The organism is Streptomyces cinnamoneus (assembly GCF_002939475.1).
Taxonomy (GTDB): Bacteria; Actinomycetota; Actinomycetes; order Streptomycetales; family Streptomycetaceae; genus Streptomyces; species Streptomyces cinnamoneus_A.
In genome coordinates this window covers 6,162,116-6,178,745 of the sequence record NZ_PKFQ01000001.1, presented here as the reverse complement: position 1 = coordinate 6,178,745, position 16,630 = coordinate 6,162,116, and the positions used below count along the sequence as shown (strand labels likewise).

Below are 16,630 nucleotides of genomic sequence, written 5' to 3'. Positions count from 1 at the left end.
AGAGTCATCGTCGCCGGCGTCGACGGCTCCGACACGTCGTGGCGCGCCGCCGCGTACGCCGCCGGGCTGGCCCGCCGCCAGAACGCGCTGCTCGCGCTCGTCTACGTCCAGCCGGTCCTCGCCGGCGGCGCGGCGCTGGGCGCCCCCGTGGCGGACATGACCGAGGAGGTGGCCGAGGAGCTGCTGGCCGAGATCCGCGCGACGACCGAGCGGCTGCGCGGCGTCCACGAGGTCCGGTGGGAGTTCCACACCTTCCGGGGCGACCCGTACACGGGCCTGGTGCGGGCCGCGGACGAACTGAAGGCGGACGCGGTCGTCGTCGGCGCGTCCGAGCAGGCGGGGCACCGCATCATCGGTTCCGTGGCGGTGCGGCTGGTGAAGGCGGGGCGGTGGCCGGTGACCGTGGTGCCCTAGGGGCGCCCTGGCCCCCGGCACCACCCGAACGGGTGACGCTCGGGCGCCGGCCGGGTGGGTAGCCTCCGGAACATGGCTGATCAGGAGGACGACGCGCGGCCGGACGGGGCCCTCTCCCTGGAGCACGACGAGCACGGCGTGCTGGTGCTGAGGCTGGGCGGGAGCGGGACCGTCATCCCCAAGTCCATCCCGGTCGTGGACGGGTCGGGCAAGCTGATCGCGGTGTACGCGGCGGGCCCGGCCGTGGTCCGCGTGGCCGAGCAGGACCTGGCACGGATGCCGGACCCGCCGAGCGCGCCGGCCCCCGCCCCGCCCGTCCCCGACTTCCCGGCCCCGGACCCGGAGCGCTGACGCGGCCCGGCCGGACGCGCTCGTCTGGCGGGGGGCGGGTGGGTGAGGCACGGTGGATCCATGTCCAACCACACCTACCGGGTGACCGAGATCGTCGGCTCCTCGGACGAGGGCGTGGACGCGGCGATCCGCAACGGGATCAGCCGCGCCGCGCAGACCCTGCGGGAGCTCGACTGGTTCGAGGTGACCCAGATCCGCGGCCATCTCGAGAACGGCTCCATCGCGCACTACCAGGTGGGAATGAAGGTGGGCTTCCGCCTGGAGGACGCCTGACGGGGGCGGACGCCCCGGGGTGCTTCAGTGCGCCTCGCGCAGGTGTACGCCCATGCGGGTGGCGGTGGCCGTCATGCGGTCGGCGTCCCCCTTCTCCTCAGCCGCGCGCCGTTCCGCTCTGATCGCCTCGCACGCGGCACACCGTCGCGCCCCCTCCCCTGCCGTGCCGAGCAGTTCGGCCGCCCTGGCCAGCCTGAGCGCGGCCGGCGGACAGTCCCACTCCCGCCCTCCGCCGACGGGGCGGAGCTGCACGTACGGCCCCTCACGGCCCATCACTTGACCGACCTTGTCGATGCGGCGGTCCACGACGAACGCCCCGACCCGGTACGTCATCACACCAATCTCCCCCTCAGGGTCGCACACGGTGATCTTCTCTTCGCTCTGGGCAACCGTTTGTCGGTGCCCGGCGGTACTGTGGGCGACGGCGGCGAGGTTTAAGAGCTTTAAACGCCGCCCTGGGGCGAGGAGTTGATGGCGGTGGGGAAACGGGATCCGAACAGGGGCCTGGAGCGGCTGTTCCGCGAGAGCACGTGGACGCTGAGCCAGTTCGCCCGCGAGGTCAACCGCATGGGCACCGAGCGCGGGACGCCGCTGAGGTACCGCGAGCCGTCGGTGCACCAGTGGCTCGGGGGCCACCTGCCGAAGGAGCACGTACGGCCGCTCATCCTGGAGGCGCTCGCCCGCAGGCTGCGCCGCCCGGTCACCCACGCGGAGGCCGGCTTCCCCCCGCCGGGCGGCGGCACCGGCCCGGGGCCTGGCACGGTCGAGGGGCTCGTCGACCTCGGGCGAAAGGACATGGACCCGTCGCGGCGGAGCGTGCTGGGGTACAGCCTGTTCTCCGTGGCGCTGACGGTCCCGGACTGGCCGGACGTGGTCGGCCGGATGGAAGCCGTGCAGAAGGGTCAGGCCGGGCGCATCGGCATGCCCGAAGTCGACATGGTCATCGCGATGACCGAACGCGTCTCCGAACTCGACGACCAGTTCGGCGGCCGGCACGCACGACCGATGGCGGCCGCGTTCCTGGTGAACACGGTGACGCCGTATCTGCGCGCGGACGCTCCGGAGGCGGTGCGCAAGGCGATGATGTTGGCTGCTTCGGACCTGTGTTACCTCACGGGGTACATGGCGGTGGACGAAGGCCTCCACGGCCTGGCCCAGCGCTATTACCTCAAAGCCCTGCAGCTCGCCGGAGCATCCGAGGACCACCTCACGTACTGCACGACGCTGCGGGGCATGAGCGTGCAGGCCGTCGACCTGGGCCATGGGCCGGAGGCCGTGCGACTGGCCGACGCGGCTGCGTCGGCGTCCCCACAAGCGGGGCCTCGCATGCGGGCGTTCCTCGCGGGGCAACAGGCGCATTCAGCAGCGCAGGTCGGCGATCGCACGGCGGCCTTGATGTACCTCAAGGAGGCGGAGGTCGCGATGGAGAAGGCCGAGTCCCGGGCGACCACCTTCGCTTCGTACAACCCCTCGTCACTCTCGTACCACGCCGGTCAGGTCCGTTACGAACTCGGCGACCTGCGCGGCTCGATCGAGGCCCTGGAGGAGTCCGACAAGCTGCGCTATCACCTGCACTGGCGGAGCCGTGTGCGTTACCTGTCGATGCTCGCGGAGCGGCAGTGCCAGATCGGTCACCTCGAAGCCGCGTGCGACACCTGGGGCAAGGCAATCGACATCTATCCGCATGTCCAGTCGGCACAGTGCGACGAGCGGATGCGGGAGATGTTCTCCCGCATCCGCCCTCACCTGGGAAACGCCGCCGCCCGACAGCTCCACGAGCGTGCCCGAGCCGTCGCACCCGCGACGTTGTCGGCCTGACGGGCGTCAGCCGCGCGGCACCACCGTCGACAGGACCTGCGGCAGGGGGTACCAGTCGGCGGTGGCGAAGCTCGCGTGGGAGCGGGCCATGAGCGAGACGCGCTCACGTGCCTGCGCCTCGGTCGGACGGGTGATGTCGATGGCGGGCGCCACCTTGTGCGCGTCCGTCATGACGACGAGGTAGTGGCGCCTGTCGTACCAGGCGGTGTCGATGCCGCCCGCCGTGTACGCCGTGGCGTCGCCGTCGAAGACGACGAACCACGGACGGATCGTCGCGTCCGCGTACCGCGTGCGCGGGTCGCCGGCGGCGGCGTTGTGCACGGCCGGGAAGGCGGCGGCCTGGCCGATGCGGCCGGCGGCGGCGAGGTCGCGGAGGTGGGTGGCGTACTCGCGGTCGGTCCACAGGCGGTCGAGCGGGTTGCCCTCCTCCACGACACCGGGGATCAGCTCCACGATGAACTTGCCCGCCAGCGCCGACCGGCTGGGCCAGCCGTCGGCCTGCACGGCCTCGTCCAGCGAGGCGTGCTTGCCCATCAGGTCGCCGGGGCGGTACAGCGCGTCGCCGAGCTCGGCGGACAGGAGGGCGTCGAGCTCGGCGGGGCCGCGGCCGCTGTTGGCGTTGAAGCCGTCCTTCATCTCGACCTTGAGCAGGATCGGCCGGTGGCCGGGGTTGGCGTCGTGCCAGGCACGGATGTCGGCGAGGCAGCCGGACAGCGGCTGGTTGCGGGCGCCGGTGCGCAGGGCGGCCGGCGAGCCGGCGTTCACGCAGTTGTTGTCGTTGCTCAGCGGCTTGGAGTGGGAGACCCGGAAGGAGCCGCCGCCGAAGCCGTTGGTCCAGACGTCGATTTCGAGAAGGCCCGCCCCGGAGTCGAGGGCGTCGGCGAAGTAGGGGTACTTGGCCGTGTCGTAGGCGTTGTGGACGCCGACCCCCGTCGTGGCGCCGTAGGACGGCGAGCCCTCCGCCCCCGCCGGAGCCGCCGGCACGGCCACTGCCGCGATCGCGGCAACTGCGGTCATCCCCGTACGTATCGCGGTACGCATGTCCCCCACCACTCTCCATCCGCTGATGTGAATGATCAGCAGGGTACGGGAGGGACACGAGCGGCCTTGAGGTGGTCAGGAGTTACTGTCCGTCGACGGGGATTCGGACCACACGACGACCGAGAGGCTGAGGCCGCGCCCCCCCTCCGACCGGGCTACCTCGAACGCGGCCACGCGTCCCTCCGTGGTGACGAAACAGGCGACGGAGCCCGGCTCGACGATGACGGCCTTCGGGGCCTCCCTCCTCCCCGTCAGCATGACCGCGCGGCACATGGACGGCGTCAGGTCCCTGACGGGCACGTTCACGCCCTCGGCGAATCCGCCCGCGTCGAAGACGACGCGCTCGGAAGCGGAATCGGCCGCCCAGAGGTCGTCGCCCTGGGAAGCCCCCCTCGGCTCGGGCGGCTCGCGATCCAGGTCGATGCCCGACGCTTCGGCCTCCGAAGCGGCACTGGGCGGCAGGAAGACCCAGCCGCTCCAGCGGACGCCGGCGCGCGGAGGGGACGCGGGGGACGCGACGGCCGTAGGGGGGAAGGGGGCCCCGGTCGGCGCGGAGGGGGCGGGCGCCTGGCGGCGTTCCCCGCCGGTTTCCATCACGATTCCCAGTCCGACCACCACCGAGGTCACCAGGACGCCCAGCACGGCGGAGACGACGCCCCAGCCCCTCCTCGTCCTTGAGGTGAACGCACCCACGACCACCACCCCGCCCTCCCGGTGAGACGGGTGCCGGCCACGGGCGGGCCGGCGTGAGGCGGCCGGTGCGGCCCTTCGGCCGGCCTCCGTCTCCACCCGCAGCCCCAACACCGCCGCCCACGTCCGGCGGACGGGCGACAGGTGGCGGACTCGGACGGGGGGCGTGCGCAGCCCCAGCAGCGCCGCCACCGTGCGCCGGGCGAGAGGGGATCCGCTCATCGCGCCGTCCCTCCCGCCGCGCCCTCCGGGCCGCCCGGACTGCCGGGCCGCGGCGCGGCCGGGCCCTCCGGGCCGGTGCCCAGCACCGCGTCGCTGATGGTGCGGGCCTGCCCGAGGTGGGTCAGGATCGTGGGGGCCGACATCCCCACGGCGATCGCCGCGTAGACGCCGTTGATCTGCTCGGACAGGCCGGCCAGGGCCGCCGCCCCCGCGCCGAGTCCCATGTGGACCACCAGGGCCGCGCAGGCCGGGATCAGGTCGTAGAAATCCCGCAGGCGGGGCGGCTCGCCCTGCTCTCCGGCCGGGGCCTGCCGGTACTGACGGCGGGCCTCCTGCCAGGCCATGACCTGGTGGTGCAGGTCGACCAGGCCGCGGAGCGAGCCGCCCGCCGCACCCAGCAAGAGCAGTAATGGCGTGTCCATGGAGCCCCCGTGCATCATGACGGCACTCCGGCGCAAAATCGCGGGAGGGCTTCACAAAGCGTAGTGGGCCTGCCTTTTCCTCGCGCCGGGCGCGACGGAAAAGGCAGGGTCTGCCACTTGCTGCGCCGGCGGCTCCCTATCCGGCGTAGACGTCCTCCACGTACCGCCCCGCGTCCGTCAGTCGGCGCAGCCACGCGTCGGCGCCCGCGGCGTCGACGCCCGTCCGGCGGCTGCACAGGTCGCGCAGTGCCGCACGTACCCCCGGGGCCATGCGGCTGCCGTCACCGCACACGTACACCCGCGCGCCGGCCTCCAGGAGGGACCAGACCTCGTCTCCCTCGGCGGCGATGCGGTGTTGCACGAACGGGCCGCTCTCGCCCGGGCGTTCGCTGAACGCCGGGCGCAGCGAGACCGCGCCCGCGCGTTCGGCCGCGCGGAGTTCGTCCTCGTGCAGGAAGTCCGCGTCCGGGGCGTCGCAGCCGAAGTACAGGAGGGCGGGGGCGAGGCCGGCGCCGGCCGTGGCGAGGGCGTGGCGGTCGGCGACCGCGCCGCGGAAGGGGGCCAGTCCCGTGCCGGCGGCGACCATCAGCAGCGGGGCCGTGTCCTGGTGGTCGATGCGGAACGACTGGCGGCAGGGCTGGACGCGGCCCCACACCGTGTCCCCGGGCCGCAGCCCCGCGAGGTGGTTCGAGCCTGTTCCCCGGAACTCGCCCCGGCCGGAGCGGGCGGGGGCCGCCAGGACGGAGACCATGAGGTCGATGTGGCGGGGGCTGTGGGCCGGGGAGGAGGAGACGGAGTAGATCCGGGGCCGCAGCGGCGGCAGGAGTTCGAGGAGGGCGGCCGGGCCGAGGACGCCCCGCAGGGCGGGGTGGTCCTCGATCAGGTCGAGCACGGTGCGCGGGTCGTCGGCGTGCACGGCCCTCAGGGCGGCCTGCTCGGGCGGACAGGGGTTGCGGTCGGCCAGCCAGGCGAGCTGACGGGCCGTCGGGCGCTGCTGGAGCTCCAGGTGGTGCGTGAGGAGCTCGCGGACGGTCAGCGGCCGGTCGACGGGCAGGGCGTCGCGGCCGGGGCGCCGCGGGTGCAGGGAGAGGACCGTGTCCGGGTGGACGCCGAGGAGCCCGGCGGCGCGCTCGACCAGCGCGGGGTCGTTGGCCGGCAGGACCGCGAGGTGGTCGGCGGTGCGGTATGCGACACCGTCCGGCAGGGCCAGCCGCAGGAAGCGCTTGGTGCGGGGATGGCCGGGTGCGGTCAGGTCGTGGGCCTCGGTGACCGTCATGGGCCGTACGTCGTGCCGGGCGGCGAGCGCGTCCAGGGGTCCGCCGGTGACCTCGGTGACGGTGTACGCGGGGGCGTCGGCGGCGTCCTCGGCGGGCTCCGCGCTCGCGTCGGGGTCGCCGTAGCGCTCCAGCAGGGCGTGGCGCAGTGCGCGGGTGAACTCCTCGACGGTGCCGGTCAGGTCGCCGGAGGCGTCGGCTGCGGCGCGGGGCAGCAGCCGGGTGCCGCCGAGAGCGGCGAGCCGTTCGTCGAGGAGGGTGGGGACGCGCTGGTAGGTGGCGGCCCAGTTGCGGTCGCCGACGCCGAGGACGGCGTAGTGGACTCCCTCGGCGGCGCCTGGGGCGGCGGTGTGCTCGGCCCATGCGGCGAAGTCCGTGGCGTCGTCCGTCGGCCGGCCGTTGTAGGAGGCGGCGACGATCACGACGGGGGTCTCGTGCGGAAGGGCGCCGACGCGTTCGTCCAGCGCGGCGACGGTGGCGTCGAAGCCCAGCCGGGCCGCCTCGTCGGCGAGGTCGCGGGCCAGGTCGCGGCAGGTGCCGTAGGCGGATCCGTGCAGGACGAGCAGGCCGGTGCCCTGCCGGGCGCGGGCGGGCAGGGCCGCGCTCCCGTCGGCGGCGGGTGTGCGGTCGTCCGTGGTGACCGGGCGGGGCCCGCGCAGGGCGGTGCGCAGGGCGAGCCGGTCGGCGGCGGTGCGGCGGGCGAGGGAGAGGGTGAAGCCGTCGGGCTTGAGGGTGAGGGTCTCCTTGACGCGCAACCGGTAGTCGGTGGTGTCGAGGAAGCGGTAGCGGTGGACGAGCAGGCCGAGCAGCATGGTCGCCTCGTGCAGGGCGAACTGGCGGCCGATGCAGGCGCGTTCTCCGGTGCCGAAGGGCTTGTAGGCGTGCGGTGAGCGGGCCGCCTCCGCCTCGGGGGCGAAGCGGGTGGGGTCGAACAGCTCGGGGTTGTCGCCCCAGACCGGGTCCCGGTGCAGCAGGGGGGTCAGGACGGTGACGCCCTCGCCCGCGCGCAGCGGGTAGCGGCCGCCGAGCAGCGTGTCCTCACGGGCCTCGCGGGCGAAGGCCGCGGCCGTGGGCCACAGCCGCAGCGCCTCGTTCAGGACCTGCCGGATCCAGCGCAGCCGCCCGATGTCCTCGAAGGTCGGCTCGGGGTCCTCGGCGTCGCCCCACAGTTCGTCCGTCTCGCGCTGGGCGAGACGCAGGGCGACGGGGTCCTTGAGGAGGTGGTGGAGGGCGAAGGAGAGGGCGCCGGAGGTGGTCTCGTGTCCGGCGATGAGGAAGGTGATGACCTGGTTGCGGATGTTGGCCGCGTCCAGGGTGGTGCCGTCGGCGGGGTGGGGGGCGCCGAGCATGAGGCCGAGGAGGTCGTCGGTGCGCTGCTCACCCGTGGCGGTCCGGGCCGCGATGACGTCGTCGACGACGCCGGCGAGGAACGCGGCGTCCGCACGGAAGGCCGCGTCCTCGGCGCTGTGGTCGGCGTCGGGGTCGCGCCCGAGCTTGTTCATGCTCCAGTCGAGGCAGCGCACCATGGCGCCGACGAAGGGGTGCGGTTCGTCGCGGGCGAACGACTCGAAGTCGTAGCCGAATCCGGCGAGCCCGATGGTGTCGAGCGTCATGCGGGTCATGTCCTCGGGCACGTCCACGGGGCCGCCCTCCGCCAGGCGGGCGTCCCAGGAGCCGGTGAGGCGGCGGGCCACCCGGAGCATGGCGGGGTGGTAGGCGCGCATCGAGCCGAGGGCGAAGGCGGGCAGCAGGATGTCGTGGGCCTTGGCCCAGTTGGCCTCGTGGTTGTAGGCGGTGAAGAGCCCGTCGGCGGTGAACTCCCGGACGTTCTCCAGCGCCGGCCCGACGTGTTTGGTGAAGCGCTCCTCGTCGGCCAGCTCGGTCACCAGGTCCAGGGAGGTGACGAAGAGCCGGTCCACGCCGTGCAGCCGGCGGCGGAAGACGGGACCGTGCCGGCGGGCCAGACGCATGATCTGCTGGAGCGGGGTGTCACTCGCGCCGACGGCCGAGATGTCGACGACGGGGATGGCGGCCACGGGGGCCTCGGTGACGTGGGTCATGTCTTCAGCGTGGCCGCCCCGGACCGGACCGCCGGGCGGGGGAACTGCATGATTGTGCAGTGGCCCGCGGCGCGTCGCTCTTGCGCGCGGGCGCTGACCGGTTCCGAGGACGGGGGTGTGGTGGTGAGCGGTGACGAGTACGGCGCGTGGCGCAACCACTTCATCGCCCTGCTGGACCGGCTGCCGATCCCGATCGCCATCTGTCACGCGAACGGGGAGGTGACGGTCGCCAATCCGGCCATGGCCACCGAGTGGGGCATGGCCCCGGGGCAGGTGCGCGGCCGCAACCTGCTGGAGCTGTTCCGGCCCCGGGCCGCCGAGCAGATCGAGCGGCTCACCGAGGCGCTGCGCCTGGGCAACCGCTCGCGCTACACCATCGACGTGTGCTGGCCGGCGGGCCACGGCGACGCGTTGCGGGAGGGCGAACTGCTGGTCGACCCGGTCGGCGAGCCGACGCGGACGTACCCGATGCTGCTGGCGGTCCTGCGGGTGCGGGAGGCCCCGGAGCCGGCGCCGGTGGTGGGGGTGAGCGAGGTGGAGGGCCGGATCCTGGCGCTGGCGGCGGCGGGGTCGACGACGGCGGCGATCGGCAAGGCGGTGGGCCTGACGGTGGACGGCGTCAACTACCACCTGGGGCGGCTGTCACGACGCTGGCGGGTGCCGAACCGGACGGCGCTGGTGGCGAAGGCGTACGTGCTGGGGGTCCTGGTGCCGGGGCGGTGGCCCCCGGAGGTGGGGGCGTGAACGGGCCCCCCTTTCTTCCGGGGCTTCGCCCCACCAGGCCGGTCCGGGGTTCCGGCTCGGGCTGTACGGTCTCGTGCGCTGGCGGGTGGGGCGCGGTGGGGCCGTCGCCGGAGCGCTGCGAGCGAGGGAGCCATCGCCACGATGCAGGCTCGGACCGGTAAGGTGCTGACCTTCGGTTGCCGGAAGCCGACCGGAGTCCTTCGAAGGCCGTGTCCACGATGAACCTCGACGTCACTCCCGCACGACTCCGGCTCGACCGCGCGCTGGACGGCCTGACCGTCGCCTTCCGCGGTATGACCGCCCGACCTGACGAAAGCAACTGCGCGTGCCATTGGGGCAGCGCGGAAGAGCTCGCCCAGCCGAAGGCCCCGGACGGGCGGCTGGACGCCGACCTCCTGCGGCGCACCTGGCAGGCCGTCGACTGGAAGGACCACGGCGCCGTGCTGCGCCGCGTCCTGCCCCAGTTCTCCACGGCTCTCGTCAGGGGGCTCGTCGAGCCGGGCTACGGCTTGGAGGAAGCCGCACGATCGTTCGCCCGCGGCCATTGGCAACGGTGGCCCGCACGGCACAGCGCGGCGGTATGGGAGTTCCTGCACGCCTGGTGGGCTCACACCCTCACTGAACCGGATCCCGTCGTACCCGCCTACGAGGTCCTCACCTTCTGCGCCGAGGCCTCCGCCACGATGAGCCCGTGGCTCACCGCCTGGGAGGACGCGAGGGGCCCCGTGGCCGACCAGCACCTGGCCGAGACGGCGGACCGGTGGCAGGACGACATGCTGTGCGACGAACTCCCGTGGGACGCCTGGGAGAACGAGGAAGAGATGCGCACCGCACTCGCCACCTGGTTGGTCACCCACGGCACCGCCCGGTTGCGAGCGCACGGCGTCGGCGAGGAACTGCTCGACCGGATACAGCTGCTCCGCCTCACCGGCCTTGCCCGCTGGGAGCACCCGCACTGGCCCTTTCCCTACCACTGAGCCGCGCGCCGTTAACCGGTGGCATCGCCCGGTCGGCCCTGGACAATGCGTCTATGCGTATGCGAGCAGTGCGCCTGGACGAGCTGTCCCTCCTCCAGGACATCGAGAGGGCCGCCGGGCAGTGCTTCCTGGACGTCGGCATGCCGGAGATCGCCCATGACGAGCCGTTCCCGCTCGGTGAGCTCAGGCGCTACCACCAGGCGGGGCTCGCCTGGGTGGCGGCCGACGACGCCGACGACCCGGTCGCCTACTTGGTCGCCGACCGGGTCGACGGCAACCTGCACGTCGAGCAGGTGTCGGTGCACCCGGGCAGCGCGCGCCGCGGCCTCGGCCGGGCCCTGCTGGACCACCTGGCGGATCACGCCGCGAGCGAGGGGGTGCCCGCGCTGACCCTCACCACGTTCACCGAGGTCCCGTGGAACGCCCCTTACTACGCGCGCTGCGGATTCCGGCTTCTGGACGACGACCAGCTCACTCCCGGGCTGCGGGAGATCCGCCGGCGCGAGGCGGCCCATGGATTGGACCGGTGGCCCCGGGCGTGCATGCGCCGGGCTTTGTGATCCACGCTGCACCGGTACGGGGCCGCAGCCGCGCCGGCGGCGCCCCGCCTTACCGCCCCCGCAACACGCAGTCCCCGCACAGCCCTCCCCCCGGCACCCGGTAGTACAGGCAGCACGACCGGCGGGTGAACGACGGAGCGCCGCCGGTGCGCAGGGTGCCCGTGTCGTGGAGCAGCGGGTCGGTGAGCAGGGACCGTGCGACGGCGACCGCGTGGGCCGCTTCCCGGTGGCGGCCCCGGGCCCCGCACCACGTGTGCAGGACGCGCAGGGAGCCGGCGAGGGACGAGGCGGCGTTGCCGCGCAACAGCCGCGGGGAGACGGGGGTCACCGTGCGGGTGACGTCCATCAGGGGGGCCAGCAGGCCGTGCAGGACGGTGGCCGCGATCTGTGCCGCCTGCTCCGCCGGTTCCGCCGTGGGCGGCAGTGCGGCCGGGCGGGGCAGGAGGAGGTCGTCGGGGGCGGTCGCGCCGGGGTGCCAGCGCAGGCGGCCGTCCGCGAGGTCGGGGACCGAGCCGGTCAGCACGGCGGAGGCGAGCGGGACCGACAGCAGGCGTCCGGCGACGCCCTGGAAGGCGATGGAGGCCGCGACCCGCCGGTCCGCCGTCCCCAGCCGCTCGGCGACGGTCGCCACCCGCAGCCGTACGGCCTCCTCGCCAAGCGGGAGGAAGCCGTGGGCGTCCGCTCCCGCGTCGTCGTCGGTGCGCAGGGCGAAGAAGGGCCCCACGGAGGCGGTTTCGGACAAGCGCATGGGCGGCCGTTCCCCTCGACTGGTTCCCACCGGTTCCGACGGGGTCCGGTGGAGTCCGACGGCACCCGTCAAGGCCCGGACGGACATTCGGGCTCTATGGTCGCTGGAACGTGACCTGAACACCACGCCCACCATCCGTCGCATCCTTGACTCCCTGTACGCCCCACGCAACCCTCTGCGCGGACACCGTTGTCGCCAAAGGGGCGTGGACGCATGAGACGGACCGTACATCCACCGCTGCGCCGCACCGGTGTCGTCGCCCTCGCCCTCGCCGCCGTGCTGGGCTCCACCGCGCTCGTGCCCCGGGCGCCCGCCGCCCCCGCGGCCCAGGCGCTCACCGGCCTGGTGAACCCCTTCATCGGCACCCAGAACGAAGGCAACACCTTCCCCGGCGCCGCCGTCCCCTTCGGGATGGTCCAGCTGTCCCCCGACACCGGCCACAGCACCGGCTACGACTACAAGGACGGCCAGATCCGCGGCTTCAGCACCGTGCACCTGTCCGGCGTCGGCTGCCGCCTCGGCGGCGACCTGCCGGTGCTGCCGACCACGGGCGAGGTGACGCAGACGGACGACGCCCGCTACGCCGCCGGGTTCAGCCACCGGGACGAGAGCGCCCGGCCCGGCTACTACCGCGTGCGCCTGGCCTCCTACGGCGGCATCACCGCCGAGCTGACGGCCACCGCCCGCACCGGACGGCAGCGCTACACCTTCCCCGCCACCGACAAGGCCAATGTCCTCCTCAACGCCGGCCAGTCGCTGCACAAGACCGTCTCCACCAGCGTCGAGGTCGTCGACGACCGCACCGTGCGCACCACCATCACCGGCCGTGGCTTCTGCCAGGACACCCGCCCGTACACCCTCCACACCCTCACCCGCTTCGACCGGCCCTTCGCCTCCTACGGCACCTGGAACGGCGACCACGTCACGGCCGGGTCGCGCACGTCGGCCTCGGCCGGGCGCAACGGGGCGTGGGTGCGGTTCGACACCACCCGCGACCGGGACGTGGAGGCCACGACGGCCCTCAGTTACGTCGACGCGGCCGGCGCCGAGCGCAATCTGCGCGCCGAGGAGGCCGGCTTCGACCGCACGGCCGCCGCGGCACGGGCGGCGTGGGAGCGCCGGCTGGGCGACGTGACCGTCCAGGGGGGCGGCCCGACGCTGCGCCGCACCTTCTACTCGTCGCTGTACCGCTCGTTCCTGGCACCCAACATCGGCAGCGACGTCGACGGCCGCTACACCGGCTGGGACCAGCGCGTCCACCGCGCGAGCGGCTTCACCTACTACCAGAACTGGTCGCTGTGGGACACCTACCGCACGCAGGCCCAGCTCCTCGCCCTGCTCGCGCCGGGCGAGTCCCGGGACATGGCTCTGTCGGTGCTGCGGATCGACGCGGAGGGCGGCTGGCTGCCCAAGTGGGGGTACGGCACGGTCGAGACGAACATCATGACCGGCGACCCGGTGACGCCGTACCTCACCAACGCCTTCGAGCACGGCCTGCTGGCCGGGCACGAGGAGGAGGCCTACCGGGCGCTGAAGAAGAACGCGGACGGCGTTCCGCCGGCCAGCTCGCCGTACGTCGGCCGCGAGGGCAACGCCCAGTACGTCCGTGACGGCTTCGTCCCGTACCTGCCGTCCGGGCCCCGGCGCAAGCCCGGCGACTCCGACTTCCACGAGGGCGCCTCCGCGACGCTCGAGTACGCGCTGGCGGACGGCGCGCTCGCACGGATGGCCCGGGCGCTGGGCCACCGCGCGGACGCCGACCGCTACGAGGCCCGGTCGCACAACTACCGCAGGCTCTACGACCCGGACACCGGCTTCTTCCGCCCCCGCGACGCCTCGGGCGCGTTCACCGGGTCCGCCGAACCGGCGCGGAGCCCCGGCTTCCACGAGGGCACGGCGTGGCAGTACCAGTGGCTGGTGCCGCAGGACCTGCCCGGCCTGGTGCGGCTGATCGGGGGCCGGGCCGCGGCGGACAGGCGGCTGGACTCCTTCTTCGCCTACGACCGGCTGCTCGCCGACCCGGCGCGCACCGCCCGCGAGGTGTGGGTCCACGGCCCGTACGACTACTACAACGCCGACAAGTACAACCCGCAGAACGAGCCCGACCTCATCGCGCCGTACACCTACCTCTCCACCGGCAAGCCGTGGAAGACGACGGACGTGGTGCACGCGGCGCTGACGCTGTTCACCGACTCCCCCACCGGCATGACCGGCAACGACGACATGGGCACGATGTCCGCGTGGATGGTGCTGTCGTCCATCGGGGTGTACCCGGTGCGGCCGGGCACCGACCTGTGGGGGCTGAGCACACCCGTCTTCGACCGGGTCGACCTGCGCCTGGACCGGCGCTGGTACCCCGGGGGCCGCTTCACGGTGACCGCGCCGGGCACCTCGGACACCGATCGGTACGTCCGCTCGGTGCGGCTCGGCGGGGACGCGTACGACCGCACGTACCTGACGACCCGGGAGATCCGCGACGGCCGGCGGCTGGACTTCACCGTGGGGCGGGAACCGTCGGGCTGGGGCACGGGCGAGAGGGCCGCGCCGCCCGCCATCGGCTGATCCCCGCGCTCCGAGCGGGGCGGCGGCTTCCGTCACCGTCCCGGCTCGGCCATGATGACCGCGATCGTCACGAACGACGAGAGGACGAGGGCATGGCCGGGCTCCGGGTTGGTCAGGGCGTACTGCGCCGCAAACCGATCGAGACGATCGAGGAGGCCGAGGAGACGGAGGCGCACGGCGAGCACCTGACCCGCACGCTCGGCCTCTGGCAGCTCACCGCGATCGGCGTCGGCGGCATCATCGGCGCCGGCATCTTCAGCCTCGCCGGCACCATCGCCAACGGCAAGGCGGGCCCGGCGGTGCTGGTCTCGTTCCTGATCGCGGGCCTGGCGAGCGCGGCGGCGGCCTTCTCGTACGCCGAGTTCGCGGGCATGATCCCCCGGGCCGGGTCCGCCTACACGTACGGCTACGCGGTGCTCGGCGAGATCGGCGGCTGGTTCATCGGCTGGGACCTGCTGCTGGAGTACACGGCGATCGTCGCGGTCGTGGCCATCGGCATCTCGGGGTACATCGACTTCCTGCTCGGCGAGATGGGCGCCAAGCTGCCCGACTGGATGCTGGGCGCCCCGGGGACGGGCGACGGGCACCGCATCGACCTGTTCGCGGCGGTGCTGTGCCTGCTGATCGCCTACCTGCTGACCATGGGCATCAAGAACGCGGCCCGGTTCGAGACGATCGTCGTGGGCCTGAAGGTCCTGGTGGTCCTGCTGGTGATCGTCGTCGGCTTCTTCCACATCAACACCGCCAACTACTCCCCCTTCTTCCCCTTCGGCGTCAGCGGCGCGTTCACGGGCGCGGCCACGGTCTTCTTCGCCGTCTTCGGCTACGACGCCATGTCCACGGCCGCGGAGGAGTCGAAGGACGCGCAGCGGCACATGCCCCGGGCGATCATGTACTCGCTGGCCGTGTCGATGGTGCTGTACGTGCTGGCCTGCCTGGTGCTGACGGGCATGCAGAACTACAAGGACATCGACAAGGAGAGCGGCTTCTCCACCGCCTTCAAGTCGGTCGGGCTGGGCGGGATCGCCGACGTCATCGCGGTCGGTGCGATCATCGGCATCCTGACGGTGATGTTCACCTTCATGCTCGGGGTGACCCGCGTGTGGTTCGCGATGAGCCGCGACGGGCTGCTGCCGAAGTGGTTCGCGCACACCCACCCCACACGGCACGTGCCGACCCGGGTGACCTGGATCGTCGGCTTCGCGTCGGCGGCCATCGCCGGGCTGGTGCCGATCGGCGAGGCGGCCGAGCTGACCAACATCGGCATCCTGCTGGCCTTCGCGGTGGTGTGCACCGCCGTGATCGTGCTGCGCTACCGGCGCCCGGACCTGCCGCGCTCCTTCCGCTGCCCGTGGGTGCCGGTCGTCCCCGGCCTCGGGGTGGTCGCGTCCATCTGGCTCATCACCTATCTGGCGTGGCAGACGTGGGTGCGGTTCGCGGTGTGGTTCGTGATCGGCCTGGTCGTGTACTTCGCCTACTCCTACCGGCACTCGGAGCTGGCGCACGCGGACGAGCGCGGGATTCCGCGGGACTGACGGGACGGGAGGCACGGGCGGCGCCGGGAGCCCGCGCCCCGTCCGGGCCGCGGCCGCCTCCGCCCGGCGCGCGGCTCACTTCAGCAGCTTCGACAACCGCCGGTCGGCCAGCGGCTTGCCGCCCGTCTGGCAGGTCGGGCAGTACTGCAGCGAGGAGTCGCTGAAGGAGACCTCGCGGATCATGTCCCCGCACACCGGACAGGGCTGCCCCGTCCGCCCGTGCACCCGCAGGCCCGTCTTCTTCTCCGCCTTCAGGTCGGCGGCCGCCTGCCCGCGCGAGCGTTCGACCGCCTCGCGCAGCGTCGTGCCGAGCGCCTCGTACAACACGGCGGTCTCCTCCTCGGTCAGGCCGGCGGCGAGTCTGAAGGGCGACATGCGGGCGGCGTGCAGGATCTCGTCGGAGTAGGCGTTGCCGATGCCGGCGATGACGCCCTGGTCGCGCAGGACGCCCTTGAGCTGCCGGCGCCCGCCGCTCAGCAGCCCGGCGAAGACCTCCAGGGTGAACTCGGGCGCGAGGGGGTCCGGGCCCAGCCTGGCGATGCCGGGGACGTCGGCGGGGTCGCGGACGCAGTAGACCGCGAGCCGCTTCTGGGTGCCCGCCTCGGTGAGGTCGAAGCCGCCGCCTCCGGCCAGCCGCACCCGCAGCGCGAGCGGCCCCTTGCCGGGGCGCGGCGGGGCGTCGGGGAGGGTGTCCCGCCAGCGCAGCCAGCCGGCGCGGGCGAGGTGGAAGACCAGGTGGGGGCCGTCCCCCGTGGCGAGGCCCAGGAACTTGCCGTACCGGCGCACGGCCGTGACCTCCCGCCCGTCCAGCGCGCCGAGCGGCGGGTCGTACGTCTTGAGGACGCTGACCGCCGCGGGCAGGACGCGCTCGACGGTACGGCCGACGAGGCGCTCGGTGAGGAAGCCTGCGAGGGCCTCGACCTCGGGCAGCTCGGGCAT

Annotated in this window: 16 protein-coding genes; 9 read left to right on the top strand and 7 right to left on the bottom strand. The window is 73.4% G+C overall.

Going from position 1 to position 16,630, the window contains the following annotated elements; genetic code table 11:
- Positions 1-6 precede the first annotated feature (6 nt).
- The 3 genes from CYQ11_RS27110 to CYQ11_RS27100 all read left to right on the top strand — a co-directional run bounded on the left by CYQ11_RS27110 (position 7) and on the right by CYQ11_RS27100 (position 1,038).
- Complete coding sequence (locus CYQ11_RS27110) at positions 7-414, top strand: universal stress protein (RefSeq protein WP_240003255.1); 408 nt, start codon at positions 7-9, stop codon at positions 412-414.
- 72 nt (positions 415-486) lie between these two features.
- The gene (locus CYQ11_RS27105; protein ID WP_099198283.1) at positions 487-765 is read left to right on the top strand and encodes a hypothetical protein; all 279 of its coding nucleotides are present in this window, start codon (positions 487-489) and stop codon (positions 763-765) included.
- 60 nt (positions 766-825) lie between these two features.
- Positions 826-1,038, top strand: coding sequence for a dodecin (locus CYQ11_RS27100; RefSeq protein ID WP_099198282.1), 213 nt, complete (start codon positions 826-828; stop codon positions 1,036-1,038).
- A gap of 24 nt (positions 1,039-1,062) precedes the next feature.
- On the opposite strand, the gene CYQ11_RS27095 is transcribed toward CYQ11_RS27100, so the two are convergent.
- A complete protein-coding gene (locus tag CYQ11_RS27095) occupies positions 1,063-1,371 on the bottom strand; it encodes a hypothetical protein (protein WP_146104750.1) in 309 nt (102 codons plus the stop codon).
- Between the two features lie 144 nt (positions 1,372-1,515).
- Here CYQ11_RS27095 and CYQ11_RS27090 point away from each other — a divergent pair, with 144 nt between their 5' ends.
- Complete coding sequence (locus CYQ11_RS27090; RefSeq protein ID WP_181143805.1) at positions 1,516-2,856, top strand: NsdA family TPR-like regulatory protein; 1,341 nt, start codon at positions 1,516-1,518, stop codon at positions 2,854-2,856.
- Positions 2,857-2,862: 6 nt separating this feature from the next.
- Here CYQ11_RS27090 and CYQ11_RS27085 read toward each other — a convergent pair whose 3' ends face one another.
- The 4 genes from CYQ11_RS27085 to CYQ11_RS27070 all read right to left on the bottom strand — a co-directional run bounded on the left by CYQ11_RS27085 (position 2,863) and on the right by CYQ11_RS27070 (position 8,565).
- Positions 2,863-3,897, bottom strand: a complete 1,035-nt coding sequence (locus CYQ11_RS27085) for a phosphatidylinositol-specific phospholipase C domain-containing protein (protein WP_099198280.1) — start codon at positions 3,895-3,897, stop codon at positions 2,863-2,865.
- Between the two features lie 75 nt (positions 3,898-3,972).
- Entirely contained in the window at positions 3,973-4,809 is an 837-nt protein-coding gene (locus CYQ11_RS27080) for a hypothetical protein (protein WP_104651104.1), read from the bottom strand.
- Positions 4,806-5,231 carry a hypothetical protein gene (locus CYQ11_RS27075; RefSeq protein ID WP_146104749.1) on the bottom strand — a complete coding sequence of 142 codons (426 nt, stop codon included), beginning with the start codon at positions 5,229-5,231 and terminating at the stop codon, positions 4,806-4,808. Before CYQ11_RS27075 ends, CYQ11_RS27080 begins: the two co-directional genes overlap by 4 nt.
- A gap of 136 nt (positions 5,232-5,367) precedes the next feature.
- Entirely contained in the window at positions 5,368-8,565 is a 3,198-nt protein-coding gene (locus tag CYQ11_RS27070) for a bifunctional cytochrome P450/NADPH--P450 reductase (RefSeq protein WP_099198277.1), read from the bottom strand.
- Between the two features lie 123 nt (positions 8,566-8,688).
- On the opposite strand from CYQ11_RS27070, the gene CYQ11_RS27065 reads away from it, so the two are divergent.
- From CYQ11_RS27065 to CYQ11_RS27055, 3 genes are all read left to right on the top strand, one after another.
- Complete coding sequence (locus CYQ11_RS27065; protein ID WP_240003243.1) at positions 8,689-9,309, top strand: helix-turn-helix transcriptional regulator; 621 nt, start codon at positions 8,689-8,691, stop codon at positions 9,307-9,309.
- A 218-nt stretch (positions 9,310-9,527) separates the two neighbouring features.
- Positions 9,528-10,286: a hypothetical protein gene (locus tag CYQ11_RS27060; RefSeq protein WP_099198275.1), complete on the top strand. Its 759-nt coding sequence runs from the start codon at positions 9,528-9,530 to the stop codon at positions 10,284-10,286.
- Between the two features lie 53 nt (positions 10,287-10,339).
- Positions 10,340-10,846, top strand: a complete 507-nt coding sequence (locus tag CYQ11_RS27055) for a GNAT family N-acetyltransferase (protein WP_099198274.1) — start codon at positions 10,340-10,342, stop codon at positions 10,844-10,846.
- Positions 10,847-10,895: 49 nt separating this feature from the next.
- Here the strand turns inward: CYQ11_RS27055 and CYQ11_RS27050 are convergent, their stop codons facing one another.
- A complete protein-coding gene (locus tag CYQ11_RS27050; protein ID WP_099198273.1) occupies positions 10,896-11,594 on the bottom strand; it encodes a (2Fe-2S)-binding protein in 699 nt (232 codons plus the stop codon).
- Positions 11,595-11,807: 213 nt separating this feature from the next.
- Between CYQ11_RS27050 and CYQ11_RS27045 the strand changes: the two genes are divergently transcribed.
- Together CYQ11_RS27045 and CYQ11_RS27040 are read left to right on the top strand one after the other, a co-directional pair.
- On the top strand, positions 11,808-14,156 hold the full coding sequence (locus tag CYQ11_RS27045; protein ID WP_099198272.1) for a GH92 family glycosyl hydrolase: 2,349 nt from the start codon (positions 11,808-11,810) through the stop codon (positions 14,154-14,156).
- 92 nt (positions 14,157-14,248) lie between these two features.
- A complete protein-coding gene (locus tag CYQ11_RS27040; protein WP_099198271.1) occupies positions 14,249-15,691 on the top strand; it encodes an amino acid permease in 1,443 nt (480 codons plus the stop codon).
- A gap of 75 nt (positions 15,692-15,766) precedes the next feature.
- Here the strand turns inward: CYQ11_RS27040 and CYQ11_RS27035 are convergent, their stop codons facing one another.
- Positions 15,767-16,630: an Fpg/Nei family DNA glycosylase gene (locus tag CYQ11_RS27035; protein ID WP_099198270.1), complete on the bottom strand. Its 864-nt coding sequence runs from the start codon at positions 16,628-16,630 to the stop codon at positions 15,767-15,769.

Excerpts from the sequence above, each read along its gene's own strand:
- CYQ11_RS27050 (WP_099198273.1), bottom strand. The coding sequence starts at position 11,594 with ATGCGCTTGTCCGAAACCGCCTCCGTGGGGCCCTTCTTCGCCCTGCGC.
- CYQ11_RS27070 (WP_099198277.1), bottom strand. The coding sequence starts at position 8,565 with ATGACCCACGTCACCGAGGCCCCCGTGGCCGCCATCCCCGTCGTCGAC.
- CYQ11_RS27045 (WP_099198272.1), top strand. The coding sequence starts at position 11,808 with ATGAGACGGACCGTACATCCACCGCTGCGCCGCACCGGTGTCGTCGCC.
- CYQ11_RS27100 (WP_099198282.1), top strand. The coding sequence starts at position 826 with ATGTCCAACCACACCTACCGGGTGACCGAGATCGTCGGCTCCTCGGAC.
- CYQ11_RS27075 (WP_146104749.1), bottom strand. The coding sequence starts at position 5,231 with ATGGACACGCCATTACTGCTCTTGCTGGGTGCGGCGGGCGGCTCGCTC.
- CYQ11_RS27055 (WP_099198274.1), top strand. The coding sequence starts at position 10,340 with ATGCGTATGCGAGCAGTGCGCCTGGACGAGCTGTCCCTCCTCCAGGAC.
- CYQ11_RS27040 (WP_099198271.1), top strand. The coding sequence starts at position 14,249 with ATGGCCGGGCTCCGGGTTGGTCAGGGCGTACTGCGCCGCAAACCGATC.
- CYQ11_RS27035 (WP_099198270.1), bottom strand. The coding sequence starts at position 16,630 with ATGCCCGAGCTGCCCGAGGTCGAGGCCCTCGCAGGCTTCCTCACCGAG.
- CYQ11_RS27085 (WP_099198280.1), bottom strand. The coding sequence starts at position 3,897 with ATGCGTACCGCGATACGTACGGGGATGACCGCAGTTGCCGCGATCGCG.
- CYQ11_RS27080 (WP_104651104.1), bottom strand. The coding sequence starts at position 4,809 with ATGAGCGGATCCCCTCTCGCCCGGCGCACGGTGGCGGCGCTGCTGGGG.
- CYQ11_RS27060 (WP_099198275.1), top strand. The coding sequence starts at position 9,528 with ATGAACCTCGACGTCACTCCCGCACGACTCCGGCTCGACCGCGCGCTG.
- CYQ11_RS27105 (WP_099198283.1), top strand. The coding sequence starts at position 487 with ATGGCTGATCAGGAGGACGACGCGCGGCCGGACGGGGCCCTCTCCCTG.
- CYQ11_RS27095 (WP_146104750.1), bottom strand. The coding sequence starts at position 1,371 with ATGACGTACCGGGTCGGGGCGTTCGTCGTGGACCGCCGCATCGACAAG.